Below are 7,805 nucleotides of genomic sequence, written 5' to 3' on the forward strand. Positions count from 1 at the left end.
TGCTGCGGGAGTGGAATTCTACTCAACCGCCTTCTCGAGTCAAGCCTTATTTTCAAGGGCTTTCGAGGTTATCGACTTGGCTTTCTGCGTTGCCGCTTGCCCTGTCGATGGAGGCGCATTATAGGGAACAGATTCTTTCTGGCAAGGCTAAACTGCATGTTTTATTGATAAAACTGCACAACCGTTCAAACAACAAACAAAAAGAAGAAAGTTCGAGCTAAATCACACATTTTGGAGTCAGATGACAGTTAAGCCCCCTCTCAACTCATATAAGCCATTTCGGATTGTTGACGCGCCAGCCAAAGCTCTTCCATCTCCAGCAAGGTTTGATAGATTTTCTCCGCCTGCTCTGGTCGGCTGAACAGATATCCCTGTCCATACAAGTGGATATCGGTCAGGGATCGCAGTACATCCAACTGGGCCTGTGTCTCAATCCCTTCACACACCAGACTCTTGCCCAGCATCGACCCCATCCGGCAAATATTGGCGACCAGTTCGGATGCCTCCATTGAAGTGTCAATGCCCTGTATAAAGGAGCGGTCAATCTTCACCTTGCTGACCGGTAACTTTTGCAGATAACTCAAAGATGAATAACCAGTCCCAAAATCGTCTAATGCCAGCAGTACCCCCTGCTGATTGAGATCCTGCATCAGTTGCAGCGAGTTCTTCACTTCACGCATGGTGGTATCTTCCGTGACCTCCAAGACAAGGCTGCGGGCAGGCAGGTGGTGCTCCATCAATGCCTTGGCCACCAATTTGAGCAAATTACGCTGGTACATGCCTGGCGAGATATTCACACACATTTGCAGATCAACCATACCAAGCTGGTGCCACTGATAGAGCTGCTCGCAAGCGGTGTTCAGCACCCAGCTCCCAACCCGTTCGGCAAGCTGGAACTCCTCAGCCACCATGATCACTTCGTTTGGCGGAATGAAACCGAGCTCTGGATGCCGCCAACGCAGCAGAGCCTCGACAGCTTCACAGCGGCCACTCTCGAGATTGACGATGGGTTGGTAATAGAGTTCCAGCGCATTGTGTTCCAGCGCCATGATCATGTCCGACGCCAGATGCTTGCGCCGCGCCGTCTCGTTGAGCAGGGAGTTATCGTAAATCACATAGGGGACATGGGTCTTGCGACTATGGAACAGGGCCTGTTCCGCACGACTCAACAACTCCTGAGTCTTGTCGCTGTCCATCGGATAGAAGGCAATCCCGATCCCGACTTCGAGCCGGAAGGGATAGTTGTCATAGACGATATCTTGCTTCAGAGCATGCAGCAATCGCGCTACCAGCTCCCTGACCTGACGCAGATCGCTGCTGCCACGCTGAATAATGGCAAATTGATCTCCCCCCAGACGTCCGCTCCACTCCCCCTCTTCACAGAGCACTCTGATCCGGGTGGCAAACTCACAAAGCAGATAATCACCGGTGTCATAGCCAAACTTGCTGTTGATATCCCTGAAGTCGTTGATATCGACCAGCACCAGCCCAAACGGCACCTCCTGTGTAGCGTACAACTCCATCCGCTCCAGCAAAGCAACCCGATTGGACAACCCGGTCAGCGGATCCCGTCTGGCTGCTCTGAAATGGCGACGCCCTTCATATATAAGCAGCATGCTGAGCAGCAGCACTGACATGACCAGACCGGAGACCATCAGCAACAAGGCATTGCGCAATTGGCCAAAATGGCGATCGTTCTCGGAATAGACGTTGATGTTCTTCTGCATCACAGAAGCGAGGGAGTAGGAGAGCGGCTCTTGCAGCGGGGCAAGGCGCATCATGATCTGCTGATAGTCAGATGCCCCACTTTGCAACTTGGTGATGTCGGGCTCTATTTGGCGAATATTGGTTTCAATCAGCTGCACCAGACGCAAGGTTTTCTGCTTGTCCTGCATGCTCTTGCGCAGCTGGCCGCTCAACAGGATGGGCGTTCTGCTCCAGAGAATGTCATAACGCAACATCAAGGTGTCATGATCAATACCGCCATAGTGATAGACCTCTACCGCATTGAGGAAACGCCCGAGCTCCAGTTGCAACTGCATCAGCGCCCAGGAGACATCATAGGTGTATTTCTCCATCGCTCTGGTCGCATTCTGGATCTGCATCAGGCAATAGAGGGTGCTCCCGGTAAACGACAGGATGGATACATACAGAATGACGAGCAGTGGCCACGCCCTGGTCTTTCCTTTCACCCCATGCTCCCGTGCTGTTTTTATCAGTGCTGAATGTCTATCAAATCCAGCTGCCAGATCATCATGTCGGTATATTCGGATCGCTTCAATTCCGGATATTGATCAAGAGGCAGCATAAACCAGACCGGCCCCTTGTCACGCACCCGCATGACAGCACCGTTGTCTTCCCATGCGAGGATGGGCTCGTATTTGGCAACCTTGTCCCATTCAATGCGGACCTGGAAACTGTTCAGCGCCGTCAACGTAATGGTCTTGCCATCCGCACCGACTGCAGCCAATACATCGGCCAATTTTGGGCCTCTGTAGGTGTGCGGCTTATCCACCCACGGGTTGCCGGTCACTATCTCATGTTGCGGCAGAGCCTGTAGTTTAGCCAGATCAAACAACACCTTGCCATCAACTTCATCTGCCGACCTGATGTTACCACCGACTTTCAGGATCACCGGCCCCGTCAGCGCCTCAGTAGCCATCACCGGCATGATGACCAATGAACACAGTAGTGTCAGCCAACCAAACATTTTCATATCGCCCCCAGATTTGCTGTCTCAACAGACTCAGTTTAGCCAGATATAAAAAAACGGCTCGCCTTGAGCGAGCCGTTTGTCAAACAGAGCAAGGGGGGATGATTACATCATGCCCATGCCGCCCATGCCGCCCATGTCAGGCATAGCAGGGGTATCTTTCTTCGGCAGTTCGGTGACCATGCACTCGGTGGTGATCATCAGACCGGCGATGGAAGAGGCAAACTGCAGGGCGGAACGGGTTACCTTGGTCGGATCCAGGATACCCATGGCCAGCATGTCGCCATACTGTTCGCTGTAAGCGTTGTAACCGAAGTTGCCTTCGCCGTTCTTCACTGCATTGGCAATGACGGAGGCTTCTTCACCGGCGTTGATGACGATTTGACGCAGTGGGGCTTCCATGGCGCGCAGGGCAACCTTGATACCGACGTTCTGGTCTTCGTTGTCACCGCGCAGGCCAGCCAGTTTGGCAGCAACGCGAACCAGCGCCACACCACCACCGGCAACCACGCCTTCTTCAACCGCGGCGCGGGTAGCATGCAGGGCATCTTCTACGCGAGCTTTCTTCTCTTTCATCTCGACTTCGGTAGCAGCACCCACCTTGATCACGGCAACACCACCAGCCAGCTTGGCTACGCGCTCTTGCAGCTTCTCACGGTCGTAGTCGGAGGAGGTCTCTTCGATCTGCTGACGGATCTGGGCAACACGGCCTTCGATCACGCCTGCATCACCCACGCCATCGATGATGGTGGTGTTCTCTTTGGTGATGACGATGCGCTTGGCACGACCCAGATCTTCCAGCGTCGCTTTTTCCAACTCCATGCCAACTTCTTCGGAGATGACGGTACCGCCAGTCAGTACGGCGATATCCTGCAGCATGGCTTTGCGACGGTCACCGAAGCCCGGCGCCTTGACGGCAGCCACTTTCACGATGCCACGCATGGTGTTGACCACCAGAGTCGCCAGGGCTTCGCCTTCCACGTCTTCGGCAACGATCAGCAGCGGTTTGCCCGCTTTGGCAACACCTTCCAGCACCGGCAGCATTTCGCGGATGTTGGAGACTTTCTTGTCAACCAGCAGGATGAACGGGTCGTCCAGTTCAACGGAACCGGTTTCCTGTTTGTTGATGAAGTACGGAGAGAGGTAGCCGCGGTCGAACTGCATACCTTCAACAACAGCCAGCTCATCTTCCAGACCCTGACCATCTTCAACGGTGATGACGCCATCGCGACCCACTTTATCCATGGCTTCGGCAATCAGCTTGCCCACTTTCTCGTCGGAGTTGGCGGAGATGGTGCCAACCTGAGCGATGGCATTGCTGTCAGCACACGGCTGGGACAGCGCCTGCAGCTCGGCAACGGCAGCCACAACGGCCTTGTCGATACCGCGCTTCAGATCCATCGGGTTCATACCGGCGGCAACGGCTTTCAGACCTTCGTTGACGATAGCCTGAGCCAGAACGGTTGCAGTGGTAGTACCGTCACCCGCAGCGTCGTTCGCTTTGGAAGCCACTTCCTTGACCATCTGGGCGCCCATGTTCTGGAACTTGTCTTCCAGCTCGATTTCGCGCGCAACGGAAACACCATCTTTGGTGATGGTCGGGGCACCGAAGGACTTGTCCAGTACCACGTTGCGGCCTTTCGGGCCCAGAGTAACCTTGACGGCATCAGCCAGGATGTTCACACCTTCCAGCATCTTGATGCGGGCTTCGTTACCAAACTTAACGTCTTTAGCAGCCATTTTTGTTCAATCCTTTCAATCAATTCGGAGAAAAGTGGGGATGGATTACTCTTCGACAATCGCCAGAATGTCGGTCTCGGACAGGATCAGCACATCCTGACCATCCAGCTTCTCGGTTTTCACGCCGTAGCCTTCGTTGAAGATAACCTTGTCGCCAACCTTGACGGCCAGCGCGTTGACATCGCCATTATCCAGGATTCGACCAGTCCCCACGGCAAGCACTTCACCACGGGTGGACTTTTGAGCCGCAGTACCAGTCAAGACGATACCGCCGGCAGATTTGGCTTCAGCTTCGATGCGCTTGATGATGACGCGGTCGTGCAGTGGACGAATTTTCATCGATAACTCTCCCAAAATGAGTCTCATTGTTGCTTTGAGGAATGGCCGTTCCAGGCCAAATTAGATATGTCCCTGATGTGGGGCAGAGTTGCTAACCCTTCAAGGGCAAATACAAAAAAAATTTTTTCACGTACTATAAACATCTTCGATGGTTCAGCCATGTCTGCACCCTGGTGCAAGGTCGGTTCAAGCCGCCCGTTTTCGATGCCAGAACCTTCAAAGCCAGCTGTAGAGACGAGCCCTTGACCCGTACCAACCCCATGTTGACTGCCCCTATTCCGGTCGTACTGCGCCAGATGACGGGCCCCATGATCTTCGGCATCATCGCCATTCTGGCCTTCAATCTGGTCGATACCTTTTTTATCGGTATGCTGGGCACCGAAGCTCTGGCCGCCATCAGCTTTACCTTTCCTGTCACTTTTGTGGTTACCTCGCTGGCGATGGGATTGGGCGCCGGATTGTCAGCGGTGATCGGTCATACCCTGGGGCAGGGCAAGCACAATGAGGCAGCCCATCTCGCCACCGACAGCTTGTTTCTGGCGGTGATCCTGGTCACCCTGCTCTCCGCGGTGGGCGCTCTCACCATCACACCGCTGTTTACCCTGTTGGGCGCCAGTGCCGAGCTTATCTCCCTTATCCATGACTACATGCTGATCTGGTATCTCACCGTCCCCATGCTGGTGCTACCCATGGTGGGCAATGCCGCCATCCGGGCGACCGGCGATACAAAAACTCCCAGTCTGGTGATGGCCGTAGCCGGGCTAGTCAACGGGGTACTGGATCCTCTGTTGATCTTCGGTATCGGCCCCTTTCCCGAATGGGGGATCCGCGGGGCCGCCATCGCCACCTCTATCTCCTGGTTGATGGCGATGCTGGTCAGCCTCTATATCCTGCGTCATCGGGAGGGCTTGCTGCTGTGGCGCCTCTCGCCGCGGGCCCGGTTGCTGACCCACTGGCGGGCCTTGCTCCATGTCGCCATCCCCGCCTCTTTTACCAATATGCTCAACCCCTTGGCCAATGCGGTGCTGATGGCGATCTTTGCGGGTCTGGGTACCGAGGTGGTGGCCGCTTACGGCGCCGCATCGCGGGTTGAGGCGCTGCTGCTGATCGTGATGATGGCCCTCGCCTCCGTTCTGGCCCCCTTCATCTCGCAAAACTGTGGCGCCGGCAATCCGGCCCGCGCCAAAGCTGCACTGCAGAGCTGCATGAGTTTTGCGTTGCTGTTCCAGCTCACCATCTATGGCCTGACCTGGCTACTGGCGCCACCCATCGCCAACCTGTTCAGCGATCATCCGCAGGTCATTCGCCTCATCATTCTCTATCTGCATCTGGTGCCGATCGGTTACGGCTTTCAGGGCATGGTAATGCTGCTGGCCTCGGCACTCAATGGCGTGCGGGCATCCAGTATTTCGTTCTTGTTCAACGGATTGCGACTGTTTGGTTTTCTGTTGCCAGGAGCCTGGCTGGGGGCAAAGCTGGGGGGAGAACAGGGAATATATCTGGGGATCTTGCTGGCCAATCTAGCGGCGGGCACCCTCGCATGGTGGTATGCCCGACACCGCTTCGAGGCCTTGTGCCATCAGGGCAAACCCTGATTCAGTCACTCACCTCGGTTTTCGTCTCGTCGATTACTCTTTACGCTCACTCTTTGCGCTCAAATTCGCCTTCGATGGTGGTGCCGCCCTGCTTGGCGTTCCCCAGATGATCATCGGACGGTGCGTTGCCAAACGGCGATTGAGTACGCTGGAAACCGCCCATCTGCATCCGGAACTGGCTGCTGCCGATCAGCTTGTCAGCCAGTTTGTTGCGCAGCCAGGGTTGCAGCAACAGCACACCGAAAATGTCGGTCACGAAACCCGGGATAATCAGCAGCAGGCCCGCCAACGCCAGCATCATGCCCCCCATCACCTCGCGGCCAGGCATCTCGCCCATCTGCATCTTTTGCTGGGCGCTGAACAGGGTCTTGATCCCTTCACTGCGCACCAGCGAAGAGCCCAATACCGCAGTCAGGATGAGCAAGCCGACAGTCGGCAGCGCCCCGATCACCGAGCCGACCTCGATCATTACGGTGAGTTCCAGTACAACCAGACCCACCAACAACAAAAACAACTTGCCCATATCCACTCCAGCACCGGTAAATTGAGAAAAAGTGGCCCCCATCCAACGATGGTCAGAGGCGATTTTGCCGCCCCGTCATCACCACTTTCTGCACTGAATAAATGGGGGCAACCCCCCTCTTTTCAAGTTGGTCAACTGACTCCTGCGTCATCAGCAATCTAAAAAACCAGCAAAAAGTCACAAAAATTTATAAAAATCATCATGATAAAAACTTCATAACATATGTGTACTTTCCTCAAAGTAATTTGAAAATGTCGCAAATTTAGTGATCCACCTCTAATAACCGATACCTCAATTGGAGTAGTATATTGATTAGTTTTTCGGGAGGTCATTCTCCCAACCGCCCCACTCGATGTGTGGTGCTTCAGGATGAGCTGTGCGCAAGGAACTCGCGACCACTCGGTGAGGATTTTTCCATTTATCTGATTTCTGAGGCATTACAATGAGCGACATCAAGAACGTCCGCATTGAAGAAGACCTGCTGGGCACCAAAGAAGTTTCCAATGATCTCTACTACGGTGTGCACACCCTGCGCGCTGTCGAGAACTTCAAGATCAGCTCTCAGAAGATTTCTGACGTTCCGGAATTCGTCCGCGGTATGGTGCTGACCAAGAAGGCCGCTGCGCTGGCAAACGGTGAACTGGGTACCATCCGTCCTGAAATTGCTGACAAGATCGTAGAAGCCTGCGACCTGATGCTGAACACCGGCAAATGCTTCGACCAGTTCCCGGTCGACGTTTACCAGGGTGGTGCCGGCACCTCCGTCAACATGAACACTAACGAAGTACTGGCCAACATCGCCCTGGAAATCATGGGTCTGGAGAAAGGCCGTTACGACGTCATCAACCCGAACGATCACGTCAACAAGTGCCAGTCCACCAACGATGCCTACCCC

At 54.5% G+C, this 7,805-nt stretch carries 8 protein-coding genes; 3 read left to right on the top strand and 5 right to left on the bottom strand.

Annotated features, from left to right (window positions below):
* Positions 1 to 221, top strand: a 221-nt coding sequence (locus AACS18_RS06235; protein WP_219928008.1) for a hypothetical protein, incomplete at its 5' end; no start/stop codon positions are given.
* 39 nt (positions 222 to 260) lie between these two features.
* Here the strand turns inward: AACS18_RS06235 and AACS18_RS06240 are convergent.
* The 4 genes from AACS18_RS06240 to AACS18_RS06255 all read right to left on the bottom strand — a co-directional run bounded on the left by AACS18_RS06240 (position 261) and on the right by AACS18_RS06255 (position 4,792).
* Positions 261 to 2,192 carry a putative bifunctional diguanylate cyclase/phosphodiesterase gene (locus AACS18_RS06240; protein ID WP_005340581.1) on the bottom strand — a complete coding sequence of 644 codons (1,932 nt, stop codon included), beginning with the start codon at positions 2,190 to 2,192 and terminating at the stop codon, positions 261 to 263.
* A 23-nt stretch (positions 2,193 to 2,215) separates the two neighbouring features.
* Entirely contained in the window at positions 2,216 to 2,716 is a 501-nt protein-coding gene (locus tag AACS18_RS06245; RefSeq protein WP_181363419.1) for a molybdopterin-binding oxidoreductase, read from the bottom strand.
* A gap of 102 nt (positions 2,717 to 2,818) precedes the next feature.
* On the bottom strand, positions 2,819 to 4,453 hold the full coding sequence (groL, locus tag AACS18_RS06250; RefSeq protein ID WP_005340575.1) for a chaperonin GroEL: 1,635 nt from the start codon (positions 4,451 to 4,453) through the stop codon (positions 2,819 to 2,821).
* A gap of 45 nt (positions 4,454 to 4,498) precedes the next feature.
* Positions 4,499 to 4,792, bottom strand: a complete 294-nt coding sequence (locus AACS18_RS06255; protein ID WP_108613937.1) for a co-chaperone GroES — start codon at positions 4,790 to 4,792, stop codon at positions 4,499 to 4,501.
* Positions 4,793 to 5,052: 260 nt separating this feature from the next.
* Between AACS18_RS06255 and AACS18_RS06260 the strand changes: the two genes are divergently transcribed.
* The gene (locus AACS18_RS06260; RefSeq protein WP_258228869.1) at positions 5,053 to 6,387 is read left to right on the top strand and encodes an MATE family efflux transporter; all 1,335 of its coding nucleotides are present in this window, start codon (positions 5,053 to 5,055) and stop codon (positions 6,385 to 6,387) included.
* Positions 6,388 to 6,433: 46 nt separating this feature from the next.
* Here the strand turns inward: AACS18_RS06260 and AACS18_RS06265 are convergent, their stop codons facing one another.
* Positions 6,434 to 6,910 carry an FxsA family protein gene (locus AACS18_RS06265; RefSeq protein WP_005340570.1) on the bottom strand — a complete coding sequence of 159 codons (477 nt, stop codon included), beginning with the start codon at positions 6,908 to 6,910 and terminating at the stop codon, positions 6,434 to 6,436.
* A gap of 442 nt (positions 6,911 to 7,352) precedes the next feature.
* On the opposite strand from AACS18_RS06265, the gene AACS18_RS23180 reads away from it, so the two are divergent.
* On the top strand, positions 7,353 to 7,805 hold a 453-nt coding region (locus AACS18_RS23180; protein ID WP_258228868.1), incomplete at its 3' end, for a lyase family protein.

It is taken from the genome of Aeromonas sp. HMWF015 (genome assembly GCF_963878965.1).
Lineage (GTDB): Bacteria > Pseudomonadota > Gammaproteobacteria > Enterobacterales > Aeromonadaceae > Aeromonas > Aeromonas veronii.

Coding starts and splice junctions, on each gene's coding strand:
- AACS18_RS06245 (WP_181363419.1), bottom strand. CDS start 2,716: ATGAAAATGTTTGGTTGGCTGACACTACTGTGTTCATTGGTCATCATG.
- groL (WP_005340575.1), bottom strand. CDS start 4,453: ATGGCTGCTAAAGACGTTAAGTTTGGTAACGAAGCCCGCATCAAGATG.
- AACS18_RS06255 (WP_108613937.1), bottom strand. CDS start 4,792: ATGAAAATTCGTCCACTGCACGACCGCGTCATCATCAAGCGCATCGAA.
- AACS18_RS06260 (WP_258228869.1), top strand. CDS start 5,053: ATGTTGACTGCCCCTATTCCGGTCGTACTGCGCCAGATGACGGGCCCC.
- AACS18_RS06265 (WP_005340570.1), bottom strand. CDS start 6,910: ATGGGCAAGTTGTTTTTGTTGTTGGTGGGTCTGGTTGTACTGGAACTC.